The following is a 19,870-nucleotide window of genomic DNA, read 5'->3' as shown; positions in this document are numbered from 1 at the left end:
ATAATTATCCTTTTTGTGGGAATTAGATTATGAATAAAAATTGATTTTTTTCTTAAAGTAGGGCAAAACATATAAGAAAGAATAACTGATATAACATACTTTCATAACAACACTATGTATACTTCCTAATTCCCTTCAGTATATAAAAGAAAGATTTCTATTTCACCAAGAGATTAAATAAAATTATGTTTTGAGACATAATCCAAAAGGAGATATGAGATGAAAGCTGTAACCTATCAAGGACCAAATCAAGTACAAGTTAAACAAGTTGATGATGCAAAGTTAGAGAAAAAAGATGATATTATTGTAAGAATTACTTCAACCGCTATTTGCGGTTCTGATTTACATTTATATCAAGGTAACATGCCCTTACCTCAAGGATACATTATCGGCCATGAACCAATGGGAATCGTTGAAGAAGTCGGGCCAGATGTCACTAAAGTGAAAAAAGGCGATCGTGTTGTCATCCCCTTCAACGTTTCTTGTGGACATTGTTTCTATTGCCAACATGAAATGGAAAGTCAATGTGATAACTCAAACCCTCATTACGATTCTGGTGGATACTTTGGTTATACGGAGAAATTTGGTAATCATCCAGGCGGACAAGCAGAATATTTAAAAGTTCCTTTTGGAAATTTCACTCCATTTGTTATACCGGAATCATGCGATCTTGAAGATGAATCCCTACTATTTTTATCAGATGTTTTACCAACAGCCTATTGGAGTGTAATAAACGCAGGCGTTAAACCAGGTGATACCGTTATCGTCCTTGGTTGTGGACCTGTTGGATTAATGACACAAAAATTTGCCTGGATGCAAGGTGCTAAGCGCGTAATAGCAGTGGATTACTTAGATTATCGAATGAATTACGCAAAAAAGATTAACAATGTTGAGGTATTTGAGTTTACAAAATTTCCAGATATGGGAGAACATTTAAAGGAAATTACACATGGCGGTGCCGATGTAGTCATTGATTGCGTGGGAATGGATGGAAAAAAATCGCCTCTAGAATTTCTGGAACAAAAATTGAAACTACAAGGCGGAACTCTCGGCCCTATTCAAATCGCTACGAAAGCCGTAAGGAAATATGGAACGGTTCAAATGACTGGCGTTTATGGTGGCAATTATAATGCATTTCCACTCGGGGCATTTTGGGTTAGAAATATTAATCTTAAAATGGGACAAGCACCTGTCATTCATTTTATGCCGGAACTATTTAAAAAAATAACAAATAAAGAATTTGATCCAAAAGAGATTATTACACACAAAATCCCCCTTGAAGAAGCGAGCTACGGTTATCAAATTTTTAATAATCGTGAAGATGATTGTATAAAAGTCATTCTGAAGCCTTGAAGCTACAATTCATTATTCTTAATGAAAAGATAAGTATCTATCCCCTATTTTCATCTCACATCTAAAATAGTTATTTTCAAAAACTTTGCATTTTGAGTTAATAAATAATTGGTAAAAACATGAATTAAAGTATTAAGCAACCAAATAGCGGACACGATAACAATGTTAACTAACTTAAAAGAGGTGTACTTCATGTTTTATTATAAAGAGGAAATAATTAATATGATTAAGCCGGATAAACCAGACCCAGCTGCTGCAAAAGTTTTACAAGAAATATTAGGCGGGCATTATGGGGAAATGCGTACAATGATGCAATATTTCTTCCAAAGCTCAAATTTTAGAGGTAAAGAGAAGCAATATCGCGATTTACTTCGAGGTGTTTTTTTAGAGGAAATAAGCCATGTAGAACTTGTACAACATACAATTAATCAGCTACTAACTGGATCTGGTGAACCTACGCCAGGAAATGCTGGTATTGACAAAGCACCGCTTGATGAAGCGGTTAAACATGCAAACCCTCACCACTTTATTGTAGGTGCTCAAAGTTCATTGCCTGTTGATGCAGCTGGAAATCCGTGGAATGGATCTTGGGTATATAGTCATGGAAACTTAATTAGCGATTTACTAGATAATGTCGTACTTGAATCTACAGGCGTACTTCAAAAGACTAGAATTTATGAAATGAGTTCTAATCAAACATTTAGAGAAACTCTTGCATTTTTAATTGTACGTGATAATGCACATCAAAATGCTTTCGCAAAAGCTTTAGAGACATTGGGTGTTGAATGGGGAAAACTCTTCCCTGTGCCGAACTATGATATTAATAAATACCCAGAGTGCAGAAAGTATGTAGACATGGGATTCCATAACGCACAATTTAATTTTAGCTTAGATCCAACAAGAATGGGAGAAATATTCCAAGGTGAATCACCAAGTAGAAACAAAGGAACATTAGCAGTAACTGACCCGCCAAAAGGTTTTCCTGTACCAGAACTTCCTGAAATGCCAAATGAGCATAGTCCTGGATTAAAAGATATGGGTCTTTAAGATCATTATGGCCAACTATTGATTCATGGTTGGTCATAGTTATTTATAAAGATTCATGTAAACTTGTTGTTAACATGATAGGATGTTTTAATAAATCCTCTTTATTTAAAAGTGATGTTGATTATATTGCTGCTCCTCTTAATTTTGTTTCTATGAACCATTAAACGCCACTGTATACTTACTTATAATCTCTCTACCTCTATTCACGTATAACATCCTTATATTGTAAACAAAGAGGAGGGACTTCTCCCCCCTCTTCTTTTAATTTTTCTTTAAAAGAGTTGCTCCTGCAATCCCTGGGTGTGTCATTTCGAATGGATCTAGAATTAATTCTAAGTCTTCTTGTGACAGTACACCATTTTTCACACAAAGTTCTCGAACGGATTGCCCTGTCGCGATTGCTTCTTTCGCAACGCGAGCTGCTGCTTCATAACCGATATGAGGGTTCACGGCTGTAATAATTCCTACACTTTTCTCAACATACTCTTTTAAGCGATCTTCATTCGCTTCAATTCCTTTTAAGCAATTATCTGTAAAGGCACGGAAACCGTTATTCATAATGCTAATCGATTGCAGTAAGTTGAAAACAAGTACTGGTTCCATAACGTTTAATTCTAATTGTCCTGCTTCTGAAGCAAGGCAAATTGTATGGTCATTACCAATTACTTGGAACGCAATTTGATTAATTACTTCTGGCATAACAGGGTTTACTTTCCCTGGCATAATAGAAGAACCTGGTTGGCGAGCTGGTAACATAATTTCAGCTAAACCAACACGAGGACCTGATGCCATTAAGCGAAGGTCATTCGCAATTTTAGACATATTCATCATACATACTTTCAGTGCTGCAGATACTTCAGTATACGCATCCGTATTTTGCGTCGCATCTACTAAATCTTCTGCACCGACAAGCGGGAGTTCACTAATTGCAGCTAAATGTTTTACAACTGCTTCAATATATTCTGGATCTGCATTTAAGCCTGTACCAACTGCAGTTGCCCCCATATTTACTTCATATAAGTGTTGACGCGATTGTTGAATACGTTTCATATCACGTTCAAGTACGCGAGAATATGCTTTAAATTCTTGTCCAAGACGAATTGGCACAGCGTCTTGTAAATGTGTACGACCCATTTTAATCACATGGTCGAACTGTTCTGCTTTTAATTCAAATATATCGTGCATATAACCCATCGTTTGTAATAAGCCTTCTAATGCGTTTAATGTTGCAATATGAATCGCCGTTGGGAATGCATCGTTTGTTGATTGCGCCATGTTTACATGACTATTTGGACTAATATAATGATAGTCTCCCTTTTCCATCCCTAATAATTCAAGAGCACGATTGGCCATGACTTCATTTGCATTCATGTTCATTGAAGTACCCGCTCCGCCTTGGATTGGATCTACGATGAAATGATCATGCCATTTTCCATCAAGAATTTCTTGAGCAGCTTCTGCGATGGCACCGCCCTTGTTTAATTCCAATCTTCCTACATCTGTATTGGCAAGCGCTGCAGCTTTTTTTACAACTGCGAACGCTTTAATTAAACTTTCATGAATTTTATACCCTGTAATCGGGAAATTTTCAACAGCGCGTAAAGTTTGAATTCCGTAATATGCCTCAATAGGTAATTCCTTTCCTCCCAAAAAATCATTCTCCACTCGCACGTTCTTGTTTGTCATTGCCATTTTAATTTCTCCCCCATATTAAATGTAAAACCTAAATAAATCATATGAAGTCATTACCAATCCTTATCAGATTTTATTGTTAAATCGTAGGCTAAAGGCTCTTCAATAATTTTTTTAATCTCTTCTAATTTATTAGTTTTCCCAAGCGCCCACATCAATTTTGCTATGATGGCTTCCGTATTCATATCTCCAGATAATATTACTTGATGTTGTGCCACTTTCCGTCCTACTTCATAGAGAAGTATGTCTTCTCCTTCTTCCAGGCATTGAGTAGTAATCACTACAGCAATCCCCATTTCAGTCAACTCTTGAATTTTCGAAAGCAAGTTCCTTCCTTCAAAAGGTAATCCACCGTTACCAAAACTTTCAATAATAACCCCTTTATACAAATCTTTTAAACAATCAAATATCTCTGGTTTTGTACCTGGATACAATTTCATAAGAAAAACATCCGTACATAAATTAGTATTTATTGAAAGTTCATTATGGGAGGACTTTGGCTTCCAATGATATTTCAGTTCATCTTCATTTACCTCAGCAACATATGGATAATTCACACTTTCAAATGCATCATAACTTTTTGTTCGCATTTTAACTGCTCTCGTCCCAATAATCACCCTACTATCAAAAACAATAAACACACCCCCAACATCCTCACAGGCAAATCTAAGAGCATCAGCTACATTTTTCTTTGCGTCTGTCTTTTTAAAACTAATAGGTACTTGTGAACCTGTTAAAACAACTGGTTTTCTTAAACCTTGAAGCATATAAGATAACGCGGAAGATGTATAAGCTAACGTATCCGTTCCATGTGTAATCACAAACCCGTCATAGTCATCATAGTGATTAAAAACAGCATTAGCTATTTCTTTCCAGTGCTCAGGTTGCATATTGGTACTATCAATATTCATTAAGATTTTGCAATCTATTTCTAAGTTTCGAGAAGACTTCGAAAAATAATTCAATAATTCCTCAGCGGACAATCCTGGAACAAGCCCCTCATTCCCCTCCACAGATGCAATTGTCCCACCAGTTGCAAGTAATAAAATTTTCTTCATACACAACCCCTCCATAAAATAAACAACGATATATCGTTCGCGTAATGCGTATTTATATTTATCATTATAGAACTTAATTTGAATTAATCAAGATTTTGTATTCAATACGCGTACTTTTTTCTATTCTTGATTCTTTTTCTATGTTATAATTAATTTAATAAAATTAGATGGGGTATGAGACGAATGCTGGAACGTTTATCTAAATTAAGAAAAAATCAAAAATGGTCCTTACAAGAGACAGCAGATCGACTTGGGATTGCGAAAAGCACCTATGCCGGGTATGAAAATGGTTATAGATTACCTTCATTACAATCTTTATCAAAAATAGCCGATTTATTTGATACATCTGTAGATTATATATTAGGTCGAATTGAACATTCACATCAAAACAAAGATGTAATTGATATTACAAGACTCCTAAACGATCCAGATCCAACACTTTTAATAGATGGAGAAGCACTGTCAACAGAAGAGATAATAGATTTTATTGCTTTTGTGAGAAGTAAACGAGAACTAAGTTCCAAGAGAATAGAAAATATTGAACCAACATGTAAAAGTTGATTCAATAAAAAACGAAGACACTGTACTCTTTAAACTTAGAAATACTTAGACAATTAATTTGCAAACGGTTTATATAATGAATTCTTAGCAGCTGGCCTCATTCGGGGACTTATACTTGGAAATAATCCCATTGGTTATATGATTCAATTATTTTTCATCATTTGTGTAGTGGTAGCAGCTATTTTCGGAGGTTTCACATCCAATAAATCAATTATCATGAAACAAGGATTTCTCGCTATTTTAGCGTTGCTTGCCCTTTTATCTGTCATATAGAACTAAAGCTTTTCAATAAAGGAACTCACTTTTGAAGAATACGCCATTCTTTCTGTAGATTTATAAGAAAGAATGGCGTTTTTGTATGTCTATTTCTGTATCGAAAGAATTTGAAAGTATAACAGAATTAACAAGAATTAGCAAAGTAGATAAAGTAGATAAAGTACTATAATCATGAAAGAATCAAGGAAAAATAAAAGGAAATGAATCCAGTATTGTACTAGGCTCATTCCCTAGAGACTACTTAATAAACCGACCTTTCTAACTTTCGGGGGCACAGTCTAGTTGAAGTGCTACAACTACTTTAAAGTTAAGTGTTTAACCTTGAAGTACTTAATTCTTTTTTCCAGACAAAGCATACATTATATCTTGATGCTTTATTTTCCTCTTATAATTATGTGGTATCGGGAATTTGTTTCGGTGTTCTTTTATTATAATTATGATTACTATAAGTGATAAAGCTACAGGTATAAAAACGATTAACAAAGCATCTTAATGTTTATGAAATTCTTTGTTAATCGTTTCTCTTCTCCCTAATCTCCTGCGAGACTATATTTTTTCATTAAAATTCCCCATATCTTATTTGATTTATTCTGTAACACCAGATTGGGTTACTTTTACATCAGCTGTTACACGAAAACGTAAATGTTTATAGGATTCTTCCCATTCTTGACTGTTCCATTTTCTTACGTGAGTTCTACCAAGCTTTCTAAGTCCTATAGGATCTGTGTCTTTTTTAATAAATCTCTTTATCAATGTAGTTGCTTTTTTCTCTATTTCTTTTTCCATAATTTTTTCTAATTTTTTTATTTCTTTAGGATTATCTAGATTTTTTGTTTTTGTAAATTCTTGAATTTCAGCTTTAACTTGAATATGAGCATTTACGAATGGATGCTTACTATTCCCCTCCATCTTATATTTTGTTCTAGCTTTTATATTCTCTATCGTGGCGTAAGTATTTGGGGAACCAGGTAGTTTGAATTGGTATGTACCTTGTTTAAAATTATCTGTCAACAATTTAAATACAAATAAATCTTTAGGGTTTACTTTATCAACCATTTTACATCTTTTAAAAAGTGCTATTCCATCTAACTCCAACACATTACCTTTTTTAGATATTATCGGTAAATATGAATCTCTCGCATCATCATTAAGTTGGTTTAAAAACATAAAAAAATTTGTTTTTGGCTGCGTTCCATTATCCATATTTTGCTCCAGTAAAGAGGATAGATAGGAAGCAATTTCTTTTTCTTCAGAATAGTTCCCCTTTAATAGTGATTCCCCTTTTACATTTGTAATTGCTAAATAAATTGCATTTCCTACACTAGGATTTCGATTCAAAGTCTCTAAAATTTCCTGCATTCCCTTTTCAATTATTTTTTCATTAAATATAATAACACGCAATTGCCCCAACTCTAGAGGTCCAGAAGATTTTTCGGATGCTCTTGCAAGAACTTCTCTACCAGTCTGGCCTGATGCTGAATAGATTTTCGTTTCACCTTCCCCGCCTCCTTTATAAGCTGAAATCGCAAAGGTTCCTTTTAGCTTACCTTTTGCTTCGGTATCATATGCCGCAACTTGAACTAAGTCAATGTCATCCACAATTTTCGTTTTAGCACAACCTATTAAGAAGACACTTACTATAAGGAAAAGTATCCATCGCTTCATGTTTATCTCCTTAACTTTATTTTGGCGGTTTGAATTAGCCATAGTACAGGTAGGTATACATATATATATATAAAGCCCATTTGACCTGTCCAAGTATTTAATAAGTTAATTTTATTACGGTTATTCAAGAAAAATGATAAAACAAAGATGAATAGGATGATAACTGGCAAAACATATTTTTGCTTTATTCCCAGTGCCTCTTTTATACCACGACTTACTCCCCATAATGTAAAGGAAACATTGGGTAATATAAAAAAAGCCCAAACAGAAACAATAATGTATTCAAACCGCTCTATAAAGGGAAATTGTATAATTTTAATCATGCTTAAATATGCCCATATCGCACTCGCTAGTTGTTTTTCACTAAAAAACGCAAGAGTTAAAATCATAAGGTATGTGTAGACAATAGTCGTTACTAAATTTGCATAGTGCGCATATTTTTGAGACGTTTTTGCCTTTTTAATAAATGGGTAGTACAGCAATAACATTTCAAATCCAAAAAAACTAAACATATTTCCTTTCATTCCTTTCATAATTTCTAGGAATGAATGCTGTGCAATTGGAAATAAATTTCGGAAATCTGCATACTGCAAAGGATAAAAAAATGTGAAGATTAGAATGCTTGGGATAACGATTCCAAAGAAACCGATTCCGGCAACTACACGAAATCCTCCAGTAACAATGTAATAGCATAAACCCAAAAAAGCCCCAGCTATAACCCAAGATGAAATAGAAGGAAACATCCAAACATGTACTACTTCGATATAAGTATGTAGTGTTGTTGCACCTAACAATACAATATAGGATAAAAAAATGAAGTTGAATATTCCACCAATCCATTTTCCAAGTACGTTTTGATTGATTGCAATGATGTCTCCATTACCCTGATTTAAAATCTGATATATGATCCAAATCATAAGATTAACAGATATTCCAAAAAGTAGCGTGCTAATCCACGCATCATTTCCAACTAATTTTGCACTAATCCTTTCAAAACCAAGCATACCAACCCCCATCTGTATAGTAATAATTAAAAAAAATACCATATATGGAGAGACTTGATACTCAATTGGGATCTGTTTCATAATGCTCCTCCCTGTTAAATTCAATCATCAAAATCATTTCTTGATAGTATTTTATTTTTCTCTACCTCTTCTGGATTAAAGCGAAAACGCTGTTTAGACCTTGAAAAAATAGGACGTCGAAACATCGCTGAAATCGGCATACGTACAATACTGTCTTTCCAATCTGTAAGGCGTGTAGGATAAAAAGGAAACAAATAAGGACGTCTTAATGATTCTGTACGTAATAAACGTGCTAAAAGCAAAGAGCTTGTTAAAACAATTCCTAATAAACCCAACAGGTGTGCGGCGATTATAAAAGGAAAACGAATTACTCGAATTGTATTACCAATTCGATATATTGGTGCTGTAAATGAGCTAAGGGCTGAAAGTGCAACAATGATAATAAGTACATTACTTGTAAGACTTGCCTCTACCGATGCCTGTCCAATTACAATACCACCTACTATACCGACAGTTAGACCCACTTTAGTTGGTAAACGTGCCCCCGCTTCTCTCAGTAATTCAATCGTTATTTCTAAAAAAAGTGCTTCAATAACTGGAGGAAAAGGTACTTTACTTCTCGATATGATTAACGTTTCAAGAAGTTCTCTCGGAATTAGCTCGTAATGATATGTTAAAATTGCAACATATAATGGAGTTGTTAAGACAGAAAAAATAAAAGCAAAAAGCCTTAGCAGTCGAAAAAAGGAGGAAATAATCCAAGGCATGGTGTAATCTTCTGTCGTAGAAAAAAAGTCAATTAATGTTGTTGGAAGAGTGATAGCATAAGGCGAGCCATCTACAAAAAGTGCAATTTTCCCTTCTGCTAATACAGCTGCCACACGGTCCGGACGTTCTGTATTCAAAAATTGAGGGAATATAGAATTCGGGTTGTCTGCAATTAACTGCATCAAATAAGTACTATCCAAAACATGGTCTGTTTTTATTTGACTTACCCTTTTTATAATTTCTTGTAGATTTTGATCATTTACAATTCCCTCAATAAATACAATCGCAACAGTTGTGTTAGAGAGAGATCCTACTTTCAATTCTTTCATTTGTAAATAAGGTGTTGGAAGCTTTCTACGTACTAAATTTAAATTTACATCTAAATCTTCGACAAATGCGATTTGCGGACCCACAATATTGTATTCAATTTCGGCTTTTGTAATATCCCTTTTTTCTTTCTTTGACACATTTACTAACAAACAATTTAATTTATCTGTATCGAACTGAATCAGTATATAGCCATTTAAAATACTATCCTGAATATCTTCCATTTGATTTGTTATTTTTGAATTCTCAAAAGGTAAGACAGAGTGAATATCTTGTAACGAATCGAAGCTCTTCTCTTTTATATAAGTCAAAACCTCTTCATGAAATATATTTACATCGATTAATGTTCTAAAATATGAAATGACTATAGAGGAATTATTAGAAGCAATTTCCAACGTTATAAAATCTTTAGATTTTTTTAGTAATTTCATTAAATCCTGCAAAGATTCTATAGAGTAAACAGATATTCTTTCATGTGGTTTCAATTGATAATACCCTTCCTTTCAGAAAGAAACTATATATAGTTTTCAGGAAATTGCTATTTTTAAAATTAGGGATGGTGATATGTAAATATACTTATTGAATTAATAATAACGCCTTTGAAAATAACTTAACCAAAATTAGTTAAAAAATGTATTAAAAGTAAAAATAAGAAATGTTTTCGAGCATAATTACAATATTAAAAACATCCTTTCTTTTAGTTCTAAAGAAAGGATGTTTTTATAACAAGCTTTTTCAATTGTCTATTCTATAGGGTAAATTTACCAGTGTTCTTCTCTTTATTATTTCATTAAGTAACATTAGCATTACATTCTGTATGGTTTCTTTAAAAATTTCAGTAAAAGAATATATTAATTTTGAAGTGTACAAATAGGGAGAGTGACTTCAACTGTAGTCCCCTTATTCACTTCACTCTCAATAAATACCTTTCCCTGATGTGTTTCAATGATTTTATAACAGATCATTAACCCTAAGCCAACCCCCTCTTCTTTAATACTATAAAAAGGTTCTCCAAGGTATGGTATACGTTCTTTTGGAATCCCACACCCTTGATCGATAAAACGAATTCTTACTTGATTATTATCAAGTATATTTATTTGAATCAGAATTTCCCCTCCCATCGGCATAGATTCAATTGCATTTTTTAATATATTAACAAATACTTGTTTTAATTGATTTCCTTCACATGAAATCAATGGAATACCAGGGTTAAGATCGATTCTAAATTTTATATTATGCATCATTGCTTGAGGTTGTAGTAGCATTAAAACTTGATCCATTAGCACACTAATATCATTAGGTTGTATTTTTACCACCTGTGGTTTGGCTACCGCCATAAATTCAGTTGTTATGCTCTCTATACGCTCAATCTCTGATGATACTATATTAATATAACCCTGATTATTCTCATTTTCTGTTGATTTTAGTAATTGCATGAACCCTTTCATTGCAGTTAATGGATTATTAATCTCATGAGCCATTGCAGTCGCTAATTGTCCTACAACAGCAAGTTTTTCAGATTTTCGTAATAATTCTTCTGTTTTTAGCCGTTCAGTGATATCACGAGAAATACTTAGGAAAACCTTTTTACCATTTAAGTTAAAAACACGAACACTAAACTCAGCTGTTATTACTTTTCCTGTTGGAAAAACATATTCATCTTGCAAAGTGAAGGAAGTTTGTCCCTTTTTAATTTTTTCTAATAGCCTTACGATCATTTGAGAATCTTGTGGTACTATATTTGAAAATGATAATGAGAGCAACTCTTCTCTACTATATCCAAATCTTCTACACCCAACAGGGTTTACCTCAATAAATCGACTTGGAGCATTATCTTCATTCAGCTCTACTACATATACCGCATCAGTTGCTTGTTCAATTAGTGCACGGTACTTCATTTCACTATCTCTTAATTGCTGGTGTAATCGATGTCGTTCTCTTTCTGCTTGTTTTCTTTCAGAGATGTCTCTACATATTGCTGATAAAGCTATCACATTTCCTCTTACATCTAGTATAGGAGAAACTGTCAGACTGACATCAAGAAGACTCCCATCGCTCCTTTGTCTAACAGTTTCTAATCTAGTAACCACAGATTCGCCTGTTAGAATTTTCTGAATATTTTTAAGCGATTCTTCCATTAAAAAATCTGGTACACAAGGTAATCTCTTACCTATGATTTCTTGTGATGACCACCCAAATATCTTTTCATAAGCTTTATTTGCTTGTAAAATATGCCCTTCTCGATCAGAAATGGTAATAGCATCTAGATTGTGCTTTATAAATGATTCCAATAATTCTTTGGTAGCGCTTAATTCTGATTCTACCTTTTTCCTTTCGGTTATATCAACTGTAGAACCAACAACTTCAATAACTTGTCCATTTCGTTTAATCGGCCTAAGCGCAATAAGAATAATAGTTTTATCATTTGGCCAAGGTAATTCAAATATAATTTCTTTTCCTTCCCATGCCTGAAGATAGTACTTCATCAATTGTGGAACTAAATGTGGAGGAACAATAGAAGCATCAATAGTACGTAAGCTTTTTCCTACCACCTGTTCAGAATAAAATCCGTTTTGATAATAAAACTGTCCATCACATAAAGTGTGTATAAAGTGCTTATCCACTTTTTTAAATTTAAAAATTCCTCCTTGAAGCTCATGTACGGTATCTGCAAGTTCTTGCTTCGATTTTTTTAATTCTCGATTCATTTTAGATAAGTCCTGTGTTAAATAATACAATCTCTGGTAGGCTTCCATAAGAAATAGCCCAATTAAAAGTCCTAACGCTATATATAATAAGCCTCCTGTGTAAAGTAATGTAGTATTAAATAATACGCCAACTAACCACTTTATTCCAATAAAAACAGAAAAATATAACGATGCACTTTTAAAAGGATGTAGTTTTTTAAAATAAGTTTTAAAGGTAGAAAATAGAATCCCCATACCTAAATAAGCAATCACAGGAGGTTCCCAGTACCCTCCTGTGTAAAAGATACGCATTACAATTATGCTAATTAACGTAATCCAACCAGCAATACGACCAAAGTAAATAAAAGATAGAATAAGAGGAACAACCCGAAGATCGTAAGAAAATCCCATGTATGGAAAAGAAAAGAACATTAACGTAACTGCAATAATCCCTCCATAGAGCTTTTCGAAATATCGACTAGAATTAATTGTAAACACTTGAATAAATATTGCTGCGCTAACTAATAAAGAAAAAATAGAAAGGTTGATGAAATAATCTTTAATAATCATGTAATGTCCCTCCTTGCATTAAGTGTATTCGACAAAAAAGCTAAAAATCCTACAAATTGTATAAACAGTTCAAATGCATAAATTTTAAACTAGGATAAAATCTGGAAAAGTAAATAAGGAGCACAGCAGATGAGATATTTTAATGAAAAATAGTTCAAAAAAGATAATAGTAACCGTTGACTACTATTATCTTTTTTCTTTAAGTTATCGTAATACGTATGAAACTCTAAGGGACGTGGTATGTCATTTCATTAAACAATGATTATATGCTGAGTCATGAATATAGAAACTTCAACAGTAATTTTTGAAAAATAACATAAAAAAACAAAACTATCTTTGAAAATGGAAAAAATCTATATAAATGTCAACTAATCTATGTACAAAAACGTTCACTTAATTTTGCATAAAGTCACTCCACTTAGGAAGCTAAGTAGTTCTTCAAGGTCGATAAGAACACCTGTAGATGCTTCAGGATAACTACATAATTGTATGAGTAATGTACTTGAAACCTTTCGGTAAAACCATACACATAATACAACTAACTCCTTGGTTCAATATTTACTTTTTCGCTGAACAAATTCTTTTTCTTGAGCAAAATATTCTAGGATATAAGGAGATTTTTCAATTAACTTGGTGTCTAGTTTATTCTCCAGCTCCAATTACTTCGTTACTTTCAGATTCAGTTCATTATATTTTGTACTTTGTCTTTATACACAACATATTCTTTACCATCCACTACTGCTACTACCGCAAATTCATCATTTGGATTGAATGAAAGCCAATCAGCCCACATGTTAGTATTAGCCCCTCCACTCCACATATTATGAACAGTGTTTTTAGTTAAATTCATAACTTTATAAGACGCATTTGGCGCATTTGTTCCAGTCTTTATTTCAAAAGTGTATGCGTTATGAATTTTTTTATAAAAGTAGAAAACGTTTGATGGACGAAGCTGATTCAAAAAATCCTGTTCTTTTTTCTCTGCAATTTTTATCCCTTCTTGCAAAGTGACAACATCTGTTTTTAATGTTTTCCAACTGTTTTTCGCTGCATTCAAGCTAGGGGTTAAGAATTTATATTTATTTTGATCAGCTTTTTGATCAGCTTTATCAATATGTCCCAGTACACCCGAATATTGAGAATCTAAATCCTCCCATTGCGTAGACATATAAGTAAGAGCAGTGATAGCACTATCAAGCGTACTATGCATATCACTAATATTATGAAATGCAACTCCAACTACACGATTCAATGTTATTTTATAATCTACAGTCTGACGCAATTTTGCTAATTCAGGTTCTAGCCAACCTAACTTACCTCTTGCATCACCTATCATTATGCCACCAGCAATCAAGGTTGGAATAAAGGGGATTTTTACCATGTCTAACCCCTTAGATTCTATGTCTTTCTGATATTTTACTTGTCCTAAAAGGTCCTCTAGACGCTTTTGGTCAGCCTCCACATCAGCACCTTGGTTTTTTAAAATCGATTGCAATGTCTCTTTATGACTTCCAAATGTTCTAACATCTTCTCCAATAGCATTTTTTAATTGAATTAATTCTTCTATTAATGCTTTTGCAGACTTTTGATTTTGTTGAATTCCTCCCTGTAAATCTGTAATCCCTTTTTTTAAAGTATCTCCATTTCCATTATTGATCGCCTCTACTAATGTTTCATAATAATTTTCAAATTTTGTATCGTATTCTATAATGCCTGTCAATGTATCAAAAAGCTGTTTTTTCACTTGTGTATTCCATGTAACAGCATGTGCTCTTGCATTCTTTTGATCTTGTACAATTTTACTAGGTAAATCTGCATTTCCATTAATAGTTATTCCTTCAAAACTCACATCTGGATTATTAATTAGCAAATAAGAATATTCATTCATAGCTTTTGCAAATAAACCAGCATCTTGCAAAGCTTTTTTCATCTGTTCTTCATTTGCTGAAAGAGATATATTTTCATTGTTCGTTTGTTCAATTTCAATCGCAAAAGTTTCTAGTGGTATGACTGCATAAGTAGTTGTTATAGTTAAAAACGCTGATACAGCGAGTAGTTTATTAGGGATTTTTTTCATCATTTCGTATTCCTCCTATATAAGGTATGGTTTCAAGTTCTAATCTTATTAAAAAGCGATGTCTTTCAAAATGAGTTCTACATCTTTTATCAGTATCGTTTGAACTTTCTTTAGCAGCCTTCAAATCATTAAGTATTAAAGAAAATGTATATAATCTGCTTCAAATTAACCGATTCTGTTGCAAATTTTAAAAAAGCAATTAAACTACAAGGTTATTTTTTATTCGAATCATACTTATATATAATTGAAAGGCGAAGTCTTTAATGAGACTCCGCCTTTCTGTTATATAAGGATTTATTAATTATTACTTTTCTGTTTAACAGTGTAATCATAGACTTTCTATGTTTTAGTTCACTTTACGCAGAATTAATATTTCCCTATTTTTGTGGAGTAACAGTTTCCACTTTTAATTCCTTTATTCCTTCTTTTAATGTAACAGCATCTGTTCGTAATGTTTTCCAACTGTCTTTCGCTGCATTTAAATTAGGTTTTAAGAATTTAAATTTATTTTGATCGGCTTTTTGAGCTGCATTCTCAATATGCCCTAGAACGCCCGAATATTGAGAATCTAAATCATGCCACTGCGTGGACATATAAGTAAGAGCGTTAATAGCATCATCAAGCGCCTTGTGCATTTCATTAATATTACTGTAAGCAACTCCAACTACACGATTTAAGGTTACTTTATAATCCACAGTCTGACGTAATTCTGCTAATAAAGGCTCTAACTTACCTAAATTATCCCTTGCTACTCCCACTATAATACCGCCAATTATTGGTAGACCCAAAATAGCACCCTTCATTACATTAAACCCATCAGATTCTAATTGTTTATAATAGTTTACTGATCCTAATACTTCTTCTAGACGCTTTTGATCGGCATCAACATCTGCACCTTGATTTTTTAAAATTGACTGCAAGAGCTCTTTATTACTTCCAAAAGCTCTAACATCATATCCAATAGAGTCTCTTAATTTAGTTAATTCTTCTATTAGTTGTTGTGCATACTTTTGATTTTGTTGAATTTCACCTCGCAAATCTGTAATCCCTTCTTTTAAAGTTTCTCCATCCCCTGTATTAATCGCTTCTACCATTGTTTCATAATAATTGTCAAATGTTGTATCGTATTCAACAATACCATTCAATGTATCTAAAAGCTGTTTTTTTACTTTCGTATCCCAAGTAACAGCATGTGCCCTTGCATTCTTTTGATCTTGTACGATTCTACCAGGTAAATCTACATATCCATTAATGGTAATTCCCTCAAAATTCACATCAGGATTCTTAATTAACATATAAGAATAGGCATTCATAGATTTTGCAAATAATCCAGCCTTTTGCAAGGTCTCTTTCATTCTCGCTTCATTTGCAGAAAGAGCCGTATCTCCATTGTTCGTTTGTTCAATTTCACTTGCAAAAGTTGTTACTGGTGAAACTACATTAGCAGTTGTAATAGTTAATAGCGTCGATACAGCGAGTAATTTATAAGGGATTTTTTTTATCATTTCATTTTCCTCCAATTTAGGTTTTAAATTTCAGTTCTACTCCTGTTTAAAAGCAATATCTTTTGAAATGAATTCTGCATCTTTATGAATATCATTCCAACTTTCTTTAGCGGCTTTTAAATCATCTGGTATTAAAGAGAATTTGTGGTCTTGCATAGAATCGATATTATCCAGTAAATCTGTATAATTTGCGCCCATTGTATTCCATTGCTTTTGAATATTTGTTAGAGACAATATCGCTTGATCTACAGTCTGATATAAATATGCCAATGTTTCTTTCGCGTTAGTAAGCGAAAGAACTGCTTGATTAGCACGATCTGCTTTCATACTTAATTCTCCGATTTTGTTAGAAATTTCATTATAGGAGTCCATATGCTTAGATGCTGTGACACCAGCCGCAGTTCCTAGACCGATACCAGCTGCACCAAGAGCCGAGAGTCCACCAACAACAGCCGGTGTTGCTGTACCGCCAGTTACAACAATAACTACCGCTCCTCCAATAGCTGCAATAACTAAAATAGCTGCTCCCAATCCACCACCAATTGACCATGCTAATACATCATCAAAATGTTTTTTCTGTGTAGAACGAAGTTGCTCAATTTCAGCTTGAAGTTGTGGAATCGTTGCCTGTTGACCTGCTAATATTGCAGTTAATCCACCTTTCCCATCTGGACCACCAACATTATTTTTAAAATCTGTAGAATTTTGATATAGTTTCCCTTTGAAGTCTTGTAGCATCTTAATCACATCTGTAACTTCTTTTGAATTTGTATTGATTGTAGTAATTAAATCATTTATACCCTCTTTTAGACCTGCCTTATCTTTCTTTTGTACAGTTTCTACTAATGTGTCGTAATAATTTTGAAATTGTTCATCGTAATTTACAATATTACGAGCAGTTTTTTGAATCTGTGGCTTCGCTGTATCTAACCAGTAATTCGCATTGATTCGTGACAGCTCTTGATTAAGGTGAATATTTTTGAGCAACTCTCCCCCCTCTGAGCCTAAATCGATATTAGATAAATTTACATTTGGTTGCTTAATCATTGTTTTTGCGTATAAATCCATTACTAGAATATGAGACCCTGTTTCAGCTAATGCTTTCTTCAGTCCTTCGGGGCCTAATGCATAATTGCCTACTTTTTGTTCTTGAGCGGTCGTTTCTTGTGCAAATGCATGAATAGTGTTACCGGTAGTAGCAGTTATAACAGTTGCTAATGTAGCTAAAGTTAGTACTTTGAATGGAAATTTTTTCATGACTATTCTCCTTCTTTCGCTAAATGCTTATAATCTGTATGAATTCCCTAAAAACGCAATATTAAAATTTATATACTTGTTCTTCAAGGTAACTTATTACATTTTTTAATTGTCTTAATGTATCTTTTTGAGACTGCTCGTTAGTTGTATCAACATTAGTAGATAATTTTGTAATGCTATTTTTTATTAGATTTAAATCTTCTTTATAGCGCTTTAGTAGATCCAGTTCTACATCTACTTGATTTGCAAACGTATGCAAATCATTTTGTGTAAGAAGAAGCATTGATTTTTGTAAATCAGCTATTGATAGTTTCGTTGTTAAATCATATATTTTTTGATTTTGTTTCTCTAAATCATCTAAATATGCTCGCTGTTCTGCTGTTAATTTATTTACTTCAGCAAAAACGCCAAATGTTTTCTTAATCTTTTCGGTATCAATGACCTTCATCAGGTCATACTCTTGTGTTTTTGCTGCGGCTGCGGCTGCTATTTCACCTTGTTTGCTTTTCTCAATTGCTTCACGAGCTGCTTTTTTTGCTGATTCAATCTCTAGAGCAGTTTTACCTTGTTCTGTCGCTTCTTGCGCCGCTTTTTTCTCCGCTTCTAGAATAGAGTTGTTAATTTCTTTTCCTTTGTTATACGCTGCCACCCCTGCTTGAGCAGCTGGTTCAATAATTTCTTTTGAAAGACTATAAACTTCTTTGAATATAGCAAATCCCTGCTCATTTAAAGCTCCTGGTATTAATGCAATTTGCTGTAAATCATTTTGAATTGCTTTTTTGGTATTTAATATTTCATTTTTTAACTGATCTATTTTTCCTGTTCCATCTGTACTTAGTATGCCTTGCGCAGTTGCCACATTAGTATCAAAATCTTTTAATTTTTTATCAAGCTGTAATTTAAGATCTGTTAATTCATTGATTTGTCGTTGCGCATTTTCTTGATTCGTCATAGCCATTTCTTGAAGTACTTCAAGTCTATCCGAAAACCCTTCTCTATCTTCTTTATTGTCTACAAACGATTTTAATGTCGGGTAATAACTATTAAATTTTGTTACAAATCCTTTACTTTTTGAATTTAATAGAATTAACTGTGGATAGAGTTCCGATGACCATTCCTTCATATCTTGTTTGATTAGGAATTGATTGGTATTTAAAGCTGGGACTTCCTCTAGCTGTACATTAGGACTCATTAAAGATTGATCAATATACGTTTGGATTAATTTAGATTGCGCACCTAATTTTCGTAATGAAGAGGAAATATCCATGCCTTCCTGTTGAGTTTCCGCTTGAACGATTGGTGTTGCGAGAGTATTGATAGGAATAGTTGCTCCAGTTACAATGGATGTGACTAATAATCCTGTCATTATTTTAGTTTTCATTCCGTACACTCCTTTACCATTGTTTTTATAACTTAATTCATATAACTTGTACGACCGCTCTCTTTGTAAACTGGATAAGAAGGAGAAATCTTTCAGATACGTTAATATCGTTGTTTTTTACTTCTAATAGGATGTAAGGATTTTATTTATCTCTCATTTCGATACTCTATTTTTTTAAATATAAATAACAAAAATTTATTAACTATATTTGAATCAGGCACCTTATGAGTAGTAAATTATTAATTCTTTCCTAAAGTTGCGGTTTAACTTACAGAATCGTGAGGATCAATAAACCAATGCTTACAGTTAATCTTGTCATAACATTGTTTAATTTCAATTTGATAATATCCCTCTTAGTTTTGTCAGCAAACTCCTTAGTAGACAACAAAAGGTGAAATTATACTGTACATTACTTATACTTTTATTGCGGAATAACTTCACTTTTGTTATGCAGAAACTTAGAACACGTTTATTACCAATTTGATTCTTGACCTCTTGTAAATAAATTGACTATTTAGAAAATTATTAAAGACATAATGTTACTTATAACTTCACTATAATTCCTATTAGCGTAACCTTCTCCTTTCTGTCTGGTCATACCAGTTATGTTGTTCATTAAAA

General features: G+C 33.1%; 13 protein-coding genes and 2 pseudogenes. 4 read left to right on the top strand and 11 right to left on the bottom strand.

All coding sequences use genetic code 11. From position 1 onward, the window contains the following. Window positions 1-219: 219 nt before the first annotated feature. Together MR160_RS01505 and MR160_RS01500 are read left to right on the top strand one after the other, a co-directional pair. Window positions 220-1,353, top strand: a complete 1,134-nt coding sequence (locus MR160_RS01505) for a zinc-dependent alcohol dehydrogenase (RefSeq protein WP_000649089.1) — start codon at window positions 220-222, stop codon at window positions 1,351-1,353. A gap of 192 nt (window positions 1,354-1,545) precedes the next feature. After that, window positions 1,546-2,400, top strand: a complete 855-nt coding sequence (locus MR160_RS01500) for a manganese catalase family protein (RefSeq protein ID WP_000500336.1) — start codon at window positions 1,546-1,548, stop codon at window positions 2,398-2,400. 261 nt (window positions 2,401-2,661) lie between these two features. On the opposite strand, the gene aspA is transcribed toward MR160_RS01500, so the two are convergent. Continuing rightward, on the bottom strand, window positions 2,662-4,092 hold the full coding sequence (gene aspA / locus MR160_RS01495) for an aspartate ammonia-lyase (protein ID WP_001251916.1): 1,431 nt from the start codon (window positions 4,090-4,092) through the stop codon (window positions 2,662-2,664). Between the two features lie 53 nt (window positions 4,093-4,145). Beyond that, window positions 4,146-5,150 (bottom strand): asparaginase, encoded by a 1,005-nt coding sequence (gene ansA / locus MR160_RS01490; RefSeq protein ID WP_000722294.1) that lies wholly within the window; start codon window positions 5,148-5,150, stop codon window positions 4,146-4,148. Window positions 5,151-5,333: 183 nt separating this feature from the next. Between ansA and ansR the strand changes: the two genes are divergently transcribed. Both ansR and MR160_RS01480 read left to right on the top strand, forming a co-directional pair. After that, window positions 5,334-5,711, top strand: a complete 378-nt coding sequence (ansR, locus tag MR160_RS01485) for an HTH-type transcriptional regulator AnsR (protein ID WP_000893569.1) — start codon at window positions 5,334-5,336, stop codon at window positions 5,709-5,711. 57 nt (window positions 5,712-5,768) lie between these two features. Beyond that, window positions 5,769-5,984 (top strand): annotated as a pseudogene (locus tag MR160_RS01480) (DUF1304 domain-containing protein); the annotation flags it as partial. Between the two features lie 588 nt (window positions 5,985-6,572). Here the strand turns inward: MR160_RS01480 and MR160_RS01475 are convergent. The 9 genes and pseudogenes from MR160_RS01475 to hblC form a co-directional block, all read right to left on the bottom strand. Next, complete coding sequence (locus MR160_RS01475) at window positions 6,573-7,652, bottom strand: Ger(x)C family spore germination protein (RefSeq protein ID WP_000832876.1); 1,080 nt, start codon at window positions 7,650-7,652, stop codon at window positions 6,573-6,575. A 2-nt stretch (window positions 7,653-7,654) separates the two neighbouring features. Next, the gene (locus MR160_RS01470; RefSeq protein WP_000809703.1) at window positions 7,655-8,737 is read right to left on the bottom strand and encodes a GerAB/ArcD/ProY family transporter; all 1,083 of its coding nucleotides are present in this window, start codon (window positions 8,735-8,737) and stop codon (window positions 7,655-7,657) included. Window positions 8,738-8,757: 20 nt separating this feature from the next. Continuing rightward, window positions 8,758-10,257 (bottom strand): spore germination protein, encoded by a 1,500-nt coding sequence (locus MR160_RS01465; RefSeq protein WP_000802307.1) that lies wholly within the window; start codon window positions 10,255-10,257, stop codon window positions 8,758-8,760. Between the two features lie 366 nt (window positions 10,258-10,623). Then, the gene (locus MR160_RS01460) at window positions 10,624-13,029 is read right to left on the bottom strand and encodes a PAS domain S-box protein (protein ID WP_086390633.1); all 2,406 of its coding nucleotides are present in this window, start codon (window positions 13,027-13,029) and stop codon (window positions 10,624-10,626) included. Between the two features lie 431 nt (window positions 13,030-13,460). Beyond that, window positions 13,461-13,688, bottom strand: a pseudogene (locus MR160_RS01455) (hypothetical protein); the annotation flags it as partial. Between the two features lie 20 nt (window positions 13,689-13,708). Next, window positions 13,709-15,109 carry a hemolysin BL regulatory component HblB gene (gene hblB, locus MR160_RS01450; RefSeq protein ID WP_000976159.1) on the bottom strand — a complete coding sequence of 467 codons (1,401 nt, stop codon included), beginning with the start codon at window positions 15,107-15,109 and terminating at the stop codon, window positions 13,709-13,711. Between the two features lie 374 nt (window positions 15,110-15,483). Continuing rightward, window positions 15,484-16,611 carry a hemolysin BL binding component B gene (hblA, locus tag MR160_RS01445; protein WP_000591973.1) on the bottom strand — a complete coding sequence of 376 codons (1,128 nt, stop codon included), beginning with the start codon at window positions 16,609-16,611 and terminating at the stop codon, window positions 15,484-15,486. A 36-nt stretch (window positions 16,612-16,647) separates the two neighbouring features. Further along, entirely contained in the window at window positions 16,648-17,868 is a 1,221-nt protein-coding gene (hblD, locus tag MR160_RS01440; protein WP_000714435.1) for a hemolytic enterotoxin HBL lytic component L1, read from the bottom strand. Window positions 17,869-17,929: 61 nt separating this feature from the next. Beyond that, entirely contained in the window at window positions 17,930-19,249 is a 1,320-nt protein-coding gene (gene hblC / locus MR160_RS01435) for a hemolytic enterotoxin HBL lytic component L2 (RefSeq protein WP_000850235.1), read from the bottom strand. Window positions 19,250-19,870: the final 621 nt, after the last annotated feature.

The sequence above is a fragment of the Bacillus cereus group sp. BfR-BA-01382 genome (assembly GCF_022663475.1).
Taxonomy (GTDB): Bacteria; Bacillota; Bacilli; order Bacillales; family Bacillaceae_G; genus Bacillus_A; species Bacillus_A thuringiensis_S.
Note: the sequence above shows the minus strand (reverse complement) of the source record. Positions and strands in the feature narration are given on the sequence as shown.